16 protein-coding genes are annotated in these 14323 nt (G+C 39.6%); 12 read left to right on the top strand and 4 right to left on the bottom strand.

Going from position 1 to position 14323, the window contains the following annotated elements; all coding sequences use genetic code 11:
- The first annotated feature begins 21 nt into the window (after positions 1-21).
- The 10 genes from BTN98_RS05715 (at position 22) to BTN98_RS05670 (ending at position 8925) form a co-directional block, all read left to right on the top strand.
- The gene (locus tag BTN98_RS05715; RefSeq protein ID WP_060999078.1) at positions 22-219 is read left to right on the top strand and encodes a hypothetical protein; all 198 of its coding nucleotides are present in this window, start codon (positions 22-24) and stop codon (positions 217-219) included.
- A complete protein-coding gene (locus BTN98_RS05710; RefSeq protein WP_060999076.1) occupies positions 216-1391 on the top strand; it encodes a phage tail sheath protein in 1176 nt (391 codons plus the stop codon). The genes BTN98_RS05715 and BTN98_RS05710 overlap by 4 nt, the downstream gene beginning before the upstream one ends.
- Entirely contained in the window at positions 1384-1872 is a 489-nt protein-coding gene (locus BTN98_RS05705) for a phage major tail tube protein (RefSeq protein WP_060999072.1), read from the top strand. Before BTN98_RS05710 ends, BTN98_RS05705 begins: the two co-directional genes overlap by 8 nt.
- Before the next feature lie 70 nt (positions 1873-1942).
- Complete coding sequence (locus BTN98_RS05700; RefSeq protein ID WP_060999070.1) at positions 1943-2512, top strand: hypothetical protein; 570 nt, start codon at positions 1943-1945, stop codon at positions 2510-2512.
- Between the two features lie 112 nt (positions 2513-2624).
- Positions 2625-5744 (top strand): phage tail tape measure protein, encoded by a 3120-nt coding sequence (locus BTN98_RS05695; RefSeq protein WP_060999068.1) that lies wholly within the window; start codon positions 2625-2627, stop codon positions 5742-5744.
- Positions 5745-5752: 8 nt separating this feature from the next.
- On the top strand, positions 5753-6121 hold the full coding sequence (locus tag BTN98_RS05690) for a phage tail protein (RefSeq protein ID WP_060999065.1): 369 nt from the start codon (positions 5753-5755) through the stop codon (positions 6119-6121).
- The gene (locus BTN98_RS05685) at positions 6118-6321 is read left to right on the top strand and encodes a hypothetical protein (RefSeq protein WP_060999062.1); all 204 of its coding nucleotides are present in this window, start codon (positions 6118-6120) and stop codon (positions 6319-6321) included. The genes BTN98_RS05690 and BTN98_RS05685 overlap by 4 nt, the downstream gene beginning before the upstream one ends.
- A gap of 3 nt (positions 6322-6324) precedes the next feature.
- Entirely contained in the window at positions 6325-7299 is a 975-nt protein-coding gene (locus BTN98_RS05680; RefSeq protein ID WP_060999060.1) for a contractile injection system protein, VgrG/Pvc8 family, read from the top strand.
- On the top strand, positions 7299-8603 hold the full coding sequence (locus BTN98_RS05675) for a site-specific integrase (protein ID WP_060999058.1): 1305 nt from the start codon (positions 7299-7301) through the stop codon (positions 8601-8603). Before BTN98_RS05680 ends, BTN98_RS05675 begins: the two co-directional genes overlap by 1 nt.
- A gap of 40 nt (positions 8604-8643) precedes the next feature.
- Positions 8644-8925: a MarR family winged helix-turn-helix transcriptional regulator gene (locus BTN98_RS05670; protein WP_060999056.1), complete on the top strand. Its 282-nt coding sequence runs from the start codon at positions 8644-8646 to the stop codon at positions 8923-8925.
- On the opposite strand, the gene BTN98_RS05665 is transcribed toward BTN98_RS05670, so the two are convergent.
- The 4 genes from BTN98_RS05665 to BTN98_RS05655 form a co-directional block, all read right to left on the bottom strand.
- Complete coding sequence (locus tag BTN98_RS05665; protein ID WP_060999054.1) at positions 8922-9782, bottom strand: hypothetical protein; 861 nt, start codon at positions 9780-9782, stop codon at positions 8922-8924. The genes BTN98_RS05670 and BTN98_RS05665 overlap by 4 nt on opposite strands.
- Before the next feature lie 552 nt (positions 9783-10334).
- Positions 10335-10478, bottom strand: a complete 144-nt coding sequence (locus BTN98_RS20270; RefSeq protein ID WP_156451841.1) for a hypothetical protein — start codon at positions 10476-10478, stop codon at positions 10335-10337.
- A 68-nt stretch (positions 10479-10546) separates the two neighbouring features.
- Positions 10547-11083 carry a hypothetical protein gene (locus tag BTN98_RS05660; protein ID WP_146107005.1) on the bottom strand — a complete coding sequence of 179 codons (537 nt, stop codon included), beginning with the start codon at positions 11081-11083 and terminating at the stop codon, positions 10547-10549.
- Between the two features lie 97 nt (positions 11084-11180).
- Positions 11181-11567 carry a DUF3037 domain-containing protein gene (locus BTN98_RS05655; RefSeq protein WP_060999050.1) on the bottom strand — a complete coding sequence of 129 codons (387 nt, stop codon included), beginning with the start codon at positions 11565-11567 and terminating at the stop codon, positions 11181-11183.
- A gap of 629 nt (positions 11568-12196) precedes the next feature.
- Between BTN98_RS05655 and BTN98_RS20595 the strand changes: the two genes are divergently transcribed.
- Both BTN98_RS20595 and BTN98_RS05645 read left to right on the top strand, forming a co-directional pair.
- A complete protein-coding gene (locus BTN98_RS20595) occupies positions 12197-12505 on the top strand; it encodes a tyrosine-type recombinase/integrase (protein WP_060999047.1) in 309 nt (102 codons plus the stop codon).
- Between the two features lie 461 nt (positions 12506-12966).
- The gene (locus tag BTN98_RS05645; protein ID WP_060999046.1) at positions 12967-14133 is read left to right on the top strand and encodes a PDDEXK-like family protein; all 1167 of its coding nucleotides are present in this window, start codon (positions 12967-12969) and stop codon (positions 14131-14133) included.
- Positions 14134-14323: the final 190 nt, after the last annotated feature.

Below are 14323 nucleotides of genomic sequence, written 5' to 3'. Positions count from 1 at the left end.
TTTCACGTTAAAGGACACCACATGGCAACCTTGAATCAAACAGGGCTGCAAGATCATCCGATCTTGCAGCCTTTTCGTTTAAATGGACGTTGGTATTCACCTGCAGATAACACTATTGCTTTACATCCAACTCAAACCGCCTTTTTGCTGATGAATGGCAAGATTGGTAAACCGGCACAACTTCCAACCCAACAAAAAGCCAAAGGACAGCAACAATGAGTTCATTAGCACCCATTCAAGATTTTGAATTAAACGGGGTTGAGGTTCGTACCATTGAACCACAACCAAGTATGGGGCCATTAGCGCAACAGGTGGTGCACTTGATTGGTACGGCTCCCGATAAACGCGGCATCGTTGCTTATAACGAGCCAACACGGTTATGGAATTATGCTGATGCAATGATGGCATTAGATTCAACCGGTAACCGTCAAGGCTCGTTACCTACTGTAGTACGCTATTTGTTTGAGTACGTGAAATGCGCGCTCTATATCACGGTGGTAGAAGTCGGCGCGAATACTGCAGCCACCGAAGCCAATGTGATTGGTGGCGTGGATTCAGCAACCGGTGCCATTCGTGGTTTGGAAACCGTTAAGGCTTGCCCTGAAACACCCACCATTATTGCCGCCCCTGGTTTTCATTCAAAAGCGGTAGGACAAAAGTTGGCATTAATTGGGCGTGATGTGCGTTGTCGTCCTGTACTTGATGGTCCGAACACCAATGATATGGCTGCCGCAGAGTTTGCGGCAGAGTTTGGCGCTGAAGGAACCGGCGAAGATAAACTGTGCATCATCGATCCTTGGTTTATGAAAACTTACGATGGCGTACAGGTATTAATGCCAGCATCCATTGCTTTAGTAGCGGCAATGGCTTCGGTATCGGGTTGGGAAAGCCCACAAAATCGCTCTGTGGTGTGTGATGAAACCGCCCGTAACATTGCCTATAAAATCAATGATAAAACCACCCAAGCGAACTTTCTGAATAAACATGGAGTGGTGACGATAGCGCATACACGGATGGGCGGTTATTCGATCATTGGTAACCGCACTAATACCGGACGTTTTATCTCTCATGTTGGTTTAGAAGACTTGATGGCACGTAAGTTAGAAGAAACCAGCCAACCGTTATTAGGCAAACAACTGACTGAAGAGTTCATGCAGCAAGTTGTTGATCGTTTAACCAATTGGGGGCAGGACTTAGTAGCACAGACCGTGATCCCTGTGTTTAAAGCCTTTCTTCATCCCACCAAGAATAATATTGAAAATTACACGGCGGGTCGATGGTTCCTATGCGTGAACTATGGCCGCTATTCACCAAATGAACACATGGTGTATGAAATGAGTGTTGATAACGGGTTAATTGCAGCATGGCTTGATGAGGTGGTAAATGGCTGATCGTATTCGTATGCGTATTACGGCACAGGTTGAATCTGTGCCATTGATGAATGAAATCGTGGACTTTACGCCACCGGAAGTGAAAGCCAAGTTAGCTAATAACGAAGGTGCATTTGTGGCTTCTGAAGATACCGTAGGCTTAGAAAAGCTCAGTTGGTCGTTAAAAGTGAAAGGTGAGCATGGGGTGTTATCGCGCTCTTTGGGTAAGTACACCATGGGTAACGCTCAGATTAACGTGGTTGAAAAAGGCAAAAGTACCGATGGTGTTCCCTATGTGGAAACCTATTCGATGTATGGACCGATCACTGCTATTAAGAAAGAAGCAGTGAAGATGGGCGAGAAGCCAACTATTACCATTGAAGGTACCTGTAAAGCCTATACCCAATATGATACGGGGTTATTGGTTCATGATATCAATGTGAATACGGGTAAAACTATTATTGGTGGTGTCGATTTGATGGGATTAGCAGGCATTATTTAAATCTGATTTTATCTTGAGTAACGAATAGCGCCTACGGGCGCTTTTTTTTGATGAATTTTTAGGGAAAACAATGAATAAACAAATCACACTTCCGTTTTTTACCCGTTCAGGTAGCCATAAATTAACGATTAATACCATTACCTTAGGTGCGTTTCGTAAGCTGCCTTTTGTGATGAAAGATGATCTGTCTGCAGCGGAACAATTTAAGCAGTTTAAGGCGATGATTTTAGCCTGTACGGACTTAACGCCGACTGAGTTTGAAGAGCTGTCGGTGCCTGATTTCACGCAATTACATCAAGATATTCGTGCTTTTATCTTAACGCCATCCGATGAAATGAATGATCACGCATTAACGGGTAAAGACTTTGAATTTGATTTGGCGTTTCCGTTTACCAATGAACTAGAAGAAACCATTAGTCACATTAAATTTGCGGTTCCTAAGGTGAAACACTCTGAAGCATTGGCGGATATTGATGATCATTACGAACGTGAAGAGTTCATGTTTCGCGTGGTATGCCATTTAGATAAACAAGATATGGACGCGATGGCTTTGAATGATTACTTGGCCATTAAACCTCAGGTGGGCGCTTTTTTTCAACTTGCGGGGGATTACTTTCGCCCCGTGACGTCGAAGCTCTGATTGATTTGATCCCAATGCACCGTAATACCACTGAAAGTGAACTCAGAGAATGGTCACAAGACCAGGCATTACGGCGTTATGAATTGATCTTATCTAAGCTCGGAGTCAAACAATGACCGAAAAGATTAGTTTTGTCTTAGATGCGTCAGTCAAAGGCGTTAAAGACATTGTTTCAACCACTACCGCAACAGAACGGTTAACGGCAGCACTGGCAGAACAACGGGGTGAGGTTCAGTCATTAAATGGTCAGCTAAAGGGTATTAAAGGCTTTGAAGCGGCAGAGCTTAGAGCTGAAAAGCTATCAGCTCAATTAACTGAAACCAAAAGCACCATGACGTCTCTTAGTGCTGCGATAGCTGAGAGTAAGCAGAAAACCACCCAATTACGCGGCGAATACAATTTAACTCAGAACGAAATTCGTGGGTTAAATCAGGAAATGCAACAAGCCTCAAAGGAAGGGGCGCAAGCCTTACAAGTTAAGCTAAAAGAAGCCCAACTTCGACTTGAAGTGTTAAATACTGAGATTTATCAGAACAAAGCCCAAACCAATGATCTCTCTGTCGCTTACAAACGTGCCAGCGGTAAGTTGGGTAAGTTAACCGACAGGCAAGAGAAGCAACATAACACCTTAAACAAGTTAAAAAGCTCACTGCAGGCGGCAGGTGTCAGTACTGATAAGCTTGGTGATGAACAAAACCGATTAAAGCAACAAGCTGATAAAGCCACTCTAGCCCTTGAAAAGCAGAATGCTCGATTAAAAGAGATGCAATCAATTCAAGGTCGGATTGATAGTCGTAAAGCTAAGTTAGGTGAAATTGGCAGTGAAGCAACAGGATTAGCGGCAGCTGCAGCACCGATTGTTGGATCGATATGGACAGCGATTAAAAATGAAAGCTCATTTGCTGATGTGAAAAAAGTCGTCAACATGAGTGATGAGCAATCCTCAGAATTGCAATCGTGGGCGCTGAAAACCTCAACCACCACACCAATGAGTGCCGATAATATCAATGCGATGTTAGCCGCTGGTGGGCAAAGTGGCATTAAAGACATCAATGAACTGAAAAGCTTTGTACTTGATTCTTCCAAGATGGGGGTTGCCTTTGATATGGATGCGGGTCAAGCAGGTGAAACCTTATCTGTTTTTAAAGCGGCCTTAGGTGTTGATCAACAAGGGGCAATGAATGTCGCTGGCCTTGCCAATTACCTTTCAAACAACTCGAATGCTAAAGCGAAAGATATTGCGGGTGTAATGGCGCGTGAAGGGGCATCAGCCAAAACCGGTGGCTTTAAAGTTAATGAGTCTACCGCATTATCGGCTTCACTATTGTCATTAGGTATGGGTGAAGAGCGAGCAGCAACGGCTTTGAAGAATATATCAGGTCGATTGACGTTAGGTGATGCAGCAAGTGGTACTCAACAAAAGGCAATGGCCTCAATTGGCTTAGATGCTGATGATATTGCCGCAAGAATGCAAGATGATGCATCAGGAACTTTGATTGAAGTGCTTAATGCCGTTAATCAGGCACCAAAAGAAGATAAAAGCGCCATATTAAGTCAGATATTTGGTGAAGAATCTAAAGGCGCGGTGGCATCACTCTCGGGCAATATGGCGAATTTCACCAAGCTGTTAACGCTATCAAAAGAAGAGACATCGGTTCATCGAGAGTCACTGAATCAAGAATATGATGCCAAACTTAGTACCACTGGCAGTGGCATTGATATGTTCGTGAATAAGTTAAATCGATTAAGCGTGGTATTTGGTAGTGCGTTATTGCCAGCCCTTAATTGGGTACTTGAGCCGTTAGGTAAAGGTGTTGATTTACTGGCTAACTTTGCTGAAGCGAATACCGGTGTTACCCAAGCTGTGGGTATTGGTGTTGCAGCGTTTATTGGTTTGAAAGGGGTGTTATTAACAGGCAAAGCCTTATCGCTCGTCTTTGGTAACTCGATGGATAAAACCCGTTTATTTACGAAAGGTTTAAATCGTGAAACCCAAGACGGTGGACGGATTGCAGCATTAGCAGCCAAACGTTGGCGAAGCTTAAATGCGGCTGTTTCATCTAGCCAAGGGCCAGAAAGTAAAGGCAATAGCAGTGTAGGTAAAGACGCTCGTTCCCGTAAAAAGCGTAAAGGTCGTCGCCGTGTTCGTGGTCGTCGTAAAGGACTCGGTGGGTTATTGAGTTCTGTGATGGAAAGTCGAGTGGCTCAAAAGGTGGGCTCTGGCGCTCAGTCTTTAATGGATCATGTCTTTTCACCCAAAGGGGCTGGCTTAGCTTTAGCAGGATCGGCTTTACTGCCAATGACGGCAAGAGCATCAGATGTTATTGATCCTCAAGGTAAACCATTAACGACTATAAAAGATAAATCTACGGGTTTAGGTTCGATGGTTAATACGGTGACTGAAAGCCGTATCGCTCAAAAGGTGGGCTCTGGTGCTCAACCTGTTATTTCATCTAAAGTGGCTGACGTAGCATTAACAGGATCGGCTTTATTGCCAACAACAAGCAGTAAATCAACGGGGTTAGGTCAGATTGTTAATACGGTGACTGAAAGCCGTATCGCCCAAAAGGTGGGTTCAGGTGCTCAGTCGTTAATGAGTCATATCACGCCTAAAGGTATAGCCATGGCATTGGCGGGTTCAGGATTAGCGCTAACACCCATGAGCGCAATGGCATCAGATACTATGGATATGATTGGTATTGGTGGTGATATTGCTGAAACCGTGGGTAAGACAGGGCTGACCAAGGTATTGAAACCGCTAGGAATAATGATGAATGCTTCTTCTGTTGCTGAAGGTGTCATTAATGGCGATATGGAACAAACTGGCGGTGCATTGGGTGATATTGGTGGCTCTATGGGCGGTGGTGCGTTAGGTGCAGCCATTGGTACTTTCATTTTACCTGGTATCGGTACTGCGATTGGTGGTTTGTTGGGCTCTATTGCCGGTGGCATGGGGGGTGAAATGCTAGGCGGCTGGTTTGGCAAAAAACTCGATTCACCTGAAGAAACCGCTAAAAAAGTCGATGAAGTTCAAAGCAAAGAGGCGATGGCCAAGCAAAGCCCACCCATCTCATTTTCTCCTACCTTTCAAATAACGGCTGCAGCGGGTCAAGATGAAAAGCTGATAGCGCAAGAAATTACCCGTCAAATGAACCAACAATTATCGTCATTAATGGGCGAGAACACCTTATCAACCCAATTTAGTTATGCCGCTATTGATAGAGATAGCTAAGGATCGTTATGCATCACTTAGTGATAGGTGAGTTCGTTTTTTCTGTGGGTGACAAAACACCGATTATGAAGTTTGAGCGAACATCGCCAGGCGCGTATTCAGAAGTCAGTTTGATTTATGATGCCCGTTCTGAAATGACGGGCAGACCGCTTGAAACCCTTGATATAACCGCTAAGTGGTTGCAATACGGGGCGCAAGAGTCGGTTGAAAAACTGCGAATGTTGATTGAATTACCACAACAAGTCAGTGATGGCCAAGGTATTAACTTAGGTAAATGGACGATCCAACAACTGAAAGAGGGTAAGTCGGCATTGATCCATAACGGCCAAGCCATGGTGACAGATGTCATGCTGCAATTGAAGGAGTACCGCGAATGAAGGTAAGCGCCAAAGCCGGAGAGTTGATCACGGATTTACTCTATAAGCACACAGGCCAAGATAATGACCAATTAGAACAAGCCTTCTATCAATTAAATCCTCACGTTCGGCGTGAGGTTTTTTTTGTCGATACTGAAGTGGTGTTACCTCAAGTCAAACAGGTACCTAAAACGCAACGTGTTATTAAATCATGGGATTAAAGAATGTTTCATCTAATAGGCAATAATGCTGATTTGATCTTGGATCGTTTAAAGTCGTGGCGGTTAAATGATGGCAACGGTACCGAAGGCGATAACGTCACTTTGGTGGTGAGCTCTGATGATGTTGATGGACTGCCACCCAAAGGTGAACGTTATTCGGTGCGATTAGGGGATGTTGTCCGTGATAGTTTTCAGATATCAAAACGGTCAGTGAATTTATACCCACGAGAGATCACGTTAGTCCTCACGGTTGCACCTTTCTCTATCAAGGATGAAAGTGGTTATCGTGAACGTAAGTCGTGCAGCTGGGATAAAACAACAGTAGGACAAATAGTGTATGACTGTCTTACCCCTCATGGCTTTGATGTTTTTGTTCATCCGCGATTACAAAAAATTGAAATCGAGCATATTGATCGTTCTGATGAAAGTACGCCGGCATTTATGAACCGCTTGGCCAAGTCTTATGATGCAATAGCGAAACCTGTTGAAGGGCGGTTTATCTTTGTGCCAATGGGTGAACAACGTAGTGCTTCAGGTAAGAATATTGAAAGCGTTACGTTGTCACTCCCCGTGGTTAATCATCCTGGCAATAGTGACTTTGTTAATGTGTCTGCAGAATTAGATGGTCGCCAAGATTTTAATGGTGTTAAGGCTTTTTATAGTTCAACTGCAGATGGAAGCCGGCAACAGGTCAAAGTGGGGAGTAAACCGTTTAAGTCATTAGGCAAAGATAAGAACACCAAGAAGGAAGCAGAACAAGCGTGTGCTGCAGAGCTTCGGAAAATGCAACGCCAAGGGCGGAAAATCAGCATTGAAGCACCGCCTAATCCCACCATTTTTGCAGAAGGGTTAGTGCTACTTGATGACACTTTTCCTCGCGCCTTTAAAGGTCAATGTTCTGTTGATCAAGTGTCGTTCTCTGGCCAAGGATTACAACCCAATCGAATGAGTATTCAAGCCACGTTAATAGGTGAGTAATGATCACAAACAGTAAAATTCGCTTTAATCAACATGCCTTCTTTTCTGCAACACTCCCTGTAAAAATCTCTGATGCTCAAATCAAACGTCATATTAATGATCAACGTGTACGCCAGTTAAAAGATGTCCGATGCCCACTTTACTTACGGTTTAACGCATCTCGAACCGGTGGAACGTGGTGGTTTTATCGTTATGAAGCTGGCAAACAATATCCATATCGTATTGCGAAATATCCTGGTACTCAGGCCAAAGACATTATGGATGTGGTGAGTGCGGTATCAGTCCAAATAGCTAAAGGAAAAGCGATTGAATGTAATCGCTTTGAAACCGTAGATCAGCTGGTTGATTGGCATGTTCAGCGGCAATGTACCTTAAAACGTTCCACTAAAGAGCGATTGAATAACCTAAAAAGTATGGCTGAAACTCATGTGATGAGCCTATTTCATGGGGTTGCTATCACAGATATAGACCATCAAAAGATAGACAGTGCCTTGATTCAGCCTATGTTTGAGCAAGGCTATTCAGTGAGTTATGTGAGGGCGAATTTCTTCTTATTGAAAACAGCTTTCTCTATCGCTAGAAGATTGAAACACATCACCGCCAATCCGCTATCAGAAGTGCAATTTAAGACGTTTTTCCCTGAGACGTTCTCTGTTACAGAAGCCCAAATCAAAGGCTGTCGAGTGAATACTGAGGACCTGATTGATATCTTGCCAGCGATTGGCCAACAGCAACCACCACAACGATTACTTCTAATGATGATGTTAGCCCATGGTTCACGCATTGGTGAAACTAGAAAGGCTTTATGGAAGAACATCAGCTTTATTGAAAAGCGGTGGTTAATTCCTAAAGAAGACGCCAAGAATGGGGTAGCAATGAGTTATCCACTTACCACTGAGATGATTGAACTATTACGTTCATATCAAGCATGGCAACGTGAGCTAGGCTATAACAGTGATCACTTGTTCCCGTTATCTCGTTGGAATAATCAGCCAATCCACAGTGCAAAAGCCAGTGAATGGGTACGAGGAGTATCAAAGAAAGCATGGAGTGCCCATGATCTTAGAAAGCGAGCACGTTCAATATGGGCGGAATTGGGGGTTGATTACATTGTCTGTGAATCTTTGCTTAACCATGCTCGAGATAAGCTAGATCAAGCCTATATCCATACACATATGGAATTACAGAAGAAAGAAGCGTTAGAAACGTACCATAAATGGCTTAAAAAAGGATGGTGTACCTGTCTAGCACCTGTCTCGATTCAAAATCCAATCATCGATAAACCCTTATCCAGACTGGCTTGAAGCCACTTTTCATTATAAACCTCAGCGGATGATAATAAGAATGCAGATTTGTACGAAAAACGAACAAATCAACGCTGATTTGATGGGAGCAGCACGAGCTGTTCCTCATCAAGTTGGCCTAATCAAATTAAGTAAAACCCAGTTGAAAGTTCTGCAGTCGATTATGCCTGGTGAAAAGGTAACAGCAGAGCAGATTGCCGAGCGTTGTGAGTTGTCCTGTTCGTGGGCGAGTACATTGTTGAAGACTGTTTGGGAAAGGGGGTATTTGGTGAGAACCGCCGTCATGAGAGAAGGCGGTGGTTTAATGTTTTATTATTATTAATTAAATATATAAATATCTTTTTTCATCCAACACCATAAGTAAGTTGGAATTATTTCTTGGTCACAAACTTCTGTAATATTATTTGAATATATAATTGGTTGTGCATTTTGAGGTATGTTGAATTCTGAAAATAATGAACGTAAATATAAATCGTTTTCGATTAATTTATCTTTTAATAGATCTATAGTTTTATCATACATTTCTTTCATTTCAGTTATGCTATCATCAAACAATGTAATTAAATTTATTTCTTGCTTATATGACTTAAAATCAGATGAAACTTCTTTGTTACAATTAAAGTTTGAATTTGTAATTCTATTTGTATCTAAGTGTAAATACATTTTATTTTTTTTTGTTTTATCATTAAATATATCAACTGTAATAGATGAAATTGGAATGTTATGATGGATCGAATAGTTTCTTAGTGCGTAAGTTATTCTATAGGATTTGTTTTTTTTATAAAAAATATCCGTTCTATATTTATCCCAAACCTTAAATTTTTGTGTGCTGTTATTTCGTACTAATTTCCCTGAAAGGTCTATAAAACGATTGTAAGAAGCTAAATAGTTATTAACTAATCTATCAATATTAATGGTTGTATATTGCATTGTAGGAGATGTGATATAAAATAAATTGTCATTATCTGTGTCTTTTTTATGATTAATCAGATAGTTTTTCAATGTGGTAAGATTATCATCAAGCGCTTTCCATGCTGAGTGAACTGGTTGAAAATCCCAAATAATAGCCGTTTTATCTCTCATGCTTTTATATTTTTCCTGAGAAAATGGTTCTCGGAATAAATGATGCTTTATGTCATTATTAATATTTTCTGCATAACCAAGGTGTGAATTATTCATAGTATAACTCTATATTTTAAAGGGAAAATTATATCATAGGTTCTTTAGATTTAGATATTTACCCGAACGAGGCAGACTCTCGGGAAATAAAAATTTTTCGGCTCTCTTAGCCACCACCACCGAGGTTGGTGATTTAGACCATTTTCGGTGGTGAAGGGCTGAGCGTGATGCGTAACGCTTATCTTAAATATAATTTACTTGCCATCATCCGTTTAGCCATAAACGGCTAAATTCTAACAATTAGCTAGATATGGCTAAATTACGAAATAAAATTATGGCTAATATGAATCAACTCTATTTAATTGTACTAATGAGTAAGTAATTACACATTAAAGTGTTTAATCCTCATTAATGTGTATTAAATTACTCATTAATACTTTAAATAAGTAATTGGTGTATTTTTATTGTGGGTGTTTGAATCATCAGGTGTCGCTTGATGGTAGGGTGTGATGCGTGACGTGGTTTAAATATGAAGGGAATATTGATTTAAAGGATATAAAAAAAGGCAACTCAAGACACAAGATTCTGTGTATTAAATCACCTTTTATTCGGTTAGCAAATGGCTTGCTTTTTTTTCTCACCGGATAATTCTGGTGCAGATGTTTTGTATTTATTCGACATTAATGTTTTAGCATTTTTTAAGAGTAGACTACGCATGTCTTGAGCCGATAAACGCTTAGTTTTTGTTTTGTTCATGGTTCCTCCAACTCATTCTTATATGGTTGTATTATAGCCTAACTAAAAGTAGGAATGAAGATTTAAGTTTAATTCAACAATTCAGCTAATATACGCTCTTGAGCGGCCTGTAATGACTCATAGCTCGCATACATTGCTACATTTGCATCAGATGTCGCCTCAAAGCCAAATTGTTCGTAATGTTGGATAAGATCTTGGTGTGGCTGGACAACATACGCACCAACACTTTCTTCTCTTAATGCAAGAAAGTAAGTGGCTGCGATGACGACTAGTGTTGTTAGTCTTCCATTCAGAGGGTGAGTTCTATTATTTCTGACCAGTGATTCAATTAAGAAAATATGTAATTGGCCATCTGATGCAGCATAAATACCAAGCATTGCGCCATCAATGTCTAATTCAGATACTAATCGAAATCCTAAATGAAAAGAATCTTCATGTAAGTAATGCCCATGCATAGCAAGCCAATTGAGGACGGTCCGATCGTCTCGAACGAGTGCTTCAAAGTCATTATCAGTTAGGCTTTGAACACTAAGACCTAAATCAACTTGATCAATAAATTGTTGTAAAAATGAAATCGTTTCTTGAAGGTCTTGTTGTATAGTCACTGATTGATCCTGATATGACGTTTTAATATTAGTATTATATTGAGGTTGCATTGTATAACAGTATATTAAATCGTGTACTGAAATTTATGGTTAGTTGTCATCTTACATATTTATTGAAAAGGTCATCTAAAACTATTTTTAATGGTTCTTTTGTAAGTAATGCGGAACTTTCACTATAAGTAAGAGAAGCTTCTTTAGGTTTAGTCACTTCATCCATTAAGGCTGCTAATTCTTTGTCATTCATCCCTGAGATTAAATTTTGAATTCTTTTAAGATCTGTTATTACCATCTTGGCTGCATTTTTATATAGATCATGATCTATATTCTCAAAAAATTGAGATACACGCTTAGATTGAATTTCAGGTAGTTTAAATAAAAGCATACCACATTTAGGCGCATGAATGATTATACCAACATTCACAAATTCTTGAGTATCAGCATATGGTATAAAACGTATTGTTGAATAACGTACGAGCTTTGTCATTTATGTGGTTCCATAATTAAACTAAGTTGTATTTAGATAGTATTAGATTGGTACGTAAAATAAATAACTTTGTCCTTGAAGTGTCCTAAGAAATAAAAGAAGTGATTTAATTATTTTATTTCATTAGGTTACAAGTGACGTATTAGAGTCAATCCAGTATAAGCTTGGTTCGTTGGTTTTTTTCATAGTTTTCCCAAAAGCCGTTGGCTCAATATCAAGTTACTGCAATCAATGACACGCTGCATCACAACTTAATATTATCTTAAAGCAATACGTTATAAGGCTAAGTATCCCGTAACTAACCTAATAGAGGCAAGTTTTTAGGGAAAATAAAGCCTTCTAGTTCGTCATTCCCTACAGTGAATGCCCGCGAGGGCGATAGGGAATCTACTATTAGCCTTGATAAACCTGAAACCGCTAATTCACTATTCACCAAGTTAAGAGCCTGTTTAAATTTCTGTAAGAGCAAGTTCATTATTGAAAAACAGACTTAGACCGCATTAAAAGACAACACGTAGGTAAAGCACCAGAAATCGGAACCCGAGTGCCAACGTTTTCAGAGCTTAGCAACCCCATCCCCAATAAGACGCTCAATCCCAACTAAAGCAAGGGCGATATTAGAGCGAGTAATGGCCACCTACGATGATGTACTTTTCCCTGGTGGCGATCTTGATAATCCGATAACTATTTCGACAGCGAACCGTTATATCCGCCGTATAAGAGATGGTTTACCTATTGAAGATTGGCGTACCCATGATTTTAGACGTTCACTATCCACCGGCGCATCAGAATTGGGTGTAATGCCGCATGTGGTTGAGAAGATGCAAGGTCATGAATTGGTTGGGGTATTAGCGGTTTATAACAAACATGATTGGTTGAAAGACCAGTTAGAAGGCTATGAGTTGTATGCGGAGAAGCTAGATAGTTATTTGAAGTAGTCTTCCCTAGTTATTGATTTTGATTTAAGCCGTGTTGGATATAGTTTCTAACTCTAAAATGCTCCATTATCATTCAGAGCAAATACTCATTCATATCGTATTAACGTGATTTTGGATTAGTTTTGTTTACTGTATATCTAACCAATTTAAACAAATCATGGTGGTTTACCGCTTGAGTTCCGTTTTTAATAAGAAATATTTCTTATTAAAAACGGAACTCATAACTACATAAAAATTAAAGAATTTCATATTTCAATTTGTATTTAATAATATTGATTAAATACATTTCTTACTTTCTATATTTTTTAAAAAGCATTTGAAAGATAAAAAATGCTATCAGTGTCATGATATTTATAAATTAAATTGATTATGATTATGGAATTTTAGAGGTATTCTTTTGGGTAAAGATAAGAATGCTTATTAATACACTTTTAGGTCACTATTATTGTTAGGATAAAAATTTGAAAACAGAATTAGAAGTAGTTCAAGACCTATTCTTATCTGACGAATTTTCAAAGATAAGCTCATATTCTACAAATTTTGACTTGTTTAAAATGATGAGAATACGAAGTAAAGAGTTGATCCACTCCAACATTTTAGCCGCTTTGTTCAATCCATCATATGCACACGGATTGAATTATTCATTTCTCAATTATTTTACTTTAGGTATCGTAAATCTACATCGTGAAAGTGGTGAACCACTTTCATTATCTACCCTGATATCATCAACTGATCAAAATGTCCGCATATACCGAGAGCTAGAAAATATTGATTTAGTCATTGAGTACCCATCAAGTAACTTGGTGATTGCAATAGAAAATAAAATCTTAGCTAAAGAGCAGCCAGATCAAGTAGCAAGATATCAGGAAATTCTATTAACTCGATATCCGAAACATCACTTAGCTTTGGTTTATCTATCACCTAATGGTCGAAAACCAACAACACTAGATCGTGACTCAAAAATTCCTGTTTATTGCATGTCTTATGGGCAAATTGCAAAGCAACTTGAACTTGTAAAGTCTAGAGGTAATGAATTATCAAAATATTTTATTAGTCAATTTATCAGCCATATCGAGGTATATATGACAGGTAGTAATGAAGTTAACGAATTATGTTGGCAAATTTTCAGTAAACACGAAGATGCTTATGCTAAAATGGTGAATGCATATCAATATTGCCAGCGAAGAAAAGTTGAAGAGTGTTTTCTTGATATAGAGTCGAGAATTAAAACAGATGCTGCCTTTTCGAAATTTTCGGATGAAATAGAAATTATCAAGGTAGTCGAGGAAAATAGTAAGTATGTTATTACTTACGACTTAGATGTTCGCCTTAAATCATGGCCTCAAGGGGTAATGATCAAGCTTTATAAGTATGGTTGGTTAGGTGTTTTTCCGTATGTTACAGGTGAATTCAGAGATTCAGCAGAAGAAATAAGTAAAAAATTGGACTGTTACCCTAATAGACAAGTTAAGGCATGGCATAATATGTATTATATTTCGTCAAACCTAAACTTAGATAAAGAACGAATGGTTAACTCTGATGGCAATAGTATATCTATGGAAGACATCAATATAGTATTGAATAAGTTGAACGTCCACATAGAAGAAATAAATAGTGCACTCCAGTGACCTAACAAACAAATAACGGTGGACTGCTGAAGCTACCGCTTATTTAGGCGTCACCCTTACTTTTCCTAATACCTACTAGCCGAAATAGGAAATAGTTTCTGTCCAATAATGAGCTCGCTCATGTCATTGTTAGCTGTGATCACCAAGCGATTCTGTCGTATCGTAATTCCCAAGCGACTTTGTCATTACG

This window comes from Photobacterium aquimaris, from assembly GCF_002954455.1.
GTDB classification, from domain to species: domain Bacteria; phylum Pseudomonadota; class Gammaproteobacteria; order Enterobacterales; family Vibrionaceae; genus Photobacterium; species Photobacterium aquimaris.
The sequence above is the reverse complement of the archived record's forward strand: the minus strand, read 5'-3'. Positions and strand labels throughout refer to the sequence as shown.

Coding starts and splice junctions, on each gene's coding strand:
- BTN98_RS05715 (WP_060999078.1), top strand. CDS start 22: ATGGCAACCTTGAATCAAACAGGGCTGCAAGATCATCCGATCTTGCAG.
- BTN98_RS05710 (WP_060999076.1), top strand. CDS start 216: ATGAGTTCATTAGCACCCATTCAAGATTTTGAATTAAACGGGGTTGAG.
- BTN98_RS05705 (WP_060999072.1), top strand. CDS start 1,384: ATGGCTGATCGTATTCGTATGCGTATTACGGCACAGGTTGAATCTGTG.
- BTN98_RS05700 (WP_060999070.1), top strand. CDS start 1,943: ATGAATAAACAAATCACACTTCCGTTTTTTACCCGTTCAGGTAGCCAT.
- BTN98_RS05695 (WP_060999068.1), top strand. CDS start 2,625: ATGACCGAAAAGATTAGTTTTGTCTTAGATGCGTCAGTCAAAGGCGTT.
- BTN98_RS05690 (WP_060999065.1), top strand. CDS start 5,753: ATGCATCACTTAGTGATAGGTGAGTTCGTTTTTTCTGTGGGTGACAAA.
- BTN98_RS05685 (WP_060999062.1), top strand. CDS start 6,118: ATGAAGGTAAGCGCCAAAGCCGGAGAGTTGATCACGGATTTACTCTAT.
- BTN98_RS05680 (WP_060999060.1), top strand. CDS start 6,325: ATGTTTCATCTAATAGGCAATAATGCTGATTTGATCTTGGATCGTTTA.
- BTN98_RS05675 (WP_060999058.1), top strand. CDS start 7,299: ATGATCACAAACAGTAAAATTCGCTTTAATCAACATGCCTTCTTTTCT.
- BTN98_RS05670 (WP_060999056.1), top strand. CDS start 8,644: ATGCAGATTTGTACGAAAAACGAACAAATCAACGCTGATTTGATGGGA.
- BTN98_RS05665 (WP_060999054.1), bottom strand. CDS start 9,782: ATGAATAATTCACACCTTGGTTATGCAGAAAATATTAATAATGACATA.
- BTN98_RS20270 (WP_156451841.1), bottom strand. CDS start 10,478: ATGAACAAAACAAAAACTAAGCGTTTATCGGCTCAAGACATGCGTAGT.
- BTN98_RS05655 (WP_060999050.1), bottom strand. CDS start 11,567: ATGACAAAGCTCGTACGTTATTCAACAATACGTTTTATACCATATGCT.
- BTN98_RS20595 (WP_060999047.1), top strand. CDS start 12,197: ATGGCCACCTACGATGATGTACTTTTCCCTGGTGGCGATCTTGATAAT.